The organism is Streptomyces varsoviensis, from assembly GCF_000718635.1.
In the GTDB taxonomy this organism is placed as follows: Bacteria; Actinomycetota; Actinomycetes; order Streptomycetales; family Streptomycetaceae; genus Streptomyces; species Streptomyces varsoviensis.
On sequence record NZ_JOBF01000075.1, the window covers coordinates 1 to 429 of the forward strand.

Consider the following 429-nt stretch of genomic DNA (forward strand, 5'->3'; position numbering starts at 1 on the left):
CCTGGGCCCCCGCCTCGACCACCAGGCCGTCACCTGGCTCCTGGAACGCCACGGCTCCCCGGCCGCCCTGCGCAAAGCCGGCCGCCGCAGACTCCTCGAACTGATCCGCCCGAAAGCCCCACGCATGGCAGCCCGGCTCATCGACGAGGTCTTCGACGCGCTCGACGAACAGACCGTCGTCGTGCCCGGCACCGGCACCCTCGACATCGTCATGCCCTCCCTGGCCGCCTCGCTCGCCGCCGTCCACACCCAGCGCCGGGCACTCGAAGCCCAGATCAGCACCCTGCTGGAGGCCCACCCTCTTTCCCCGGTCCTGACGTCGATGCCCGGCATCGGCGTCAGGACCGCCGCCGTCCTGCTGGCCACCGTCGGCGACGGCACCAGCTTCCCCACCGCCGCCCACCTCGCCTCCTACGCCGGCCTCGCCCC

The 429-nt window shown here is 73.4% G+C and carries 1 protein-coding gene; it reads left to right on the forward strand.

The annotated features are described in order from the left end of the window. Positions 1–429: IS110 family transposase (locus tag IF55_RS35650; protein WP_048833138.1), on the forward strand; the 429-nt coding region annotated here is incomplete at both ends.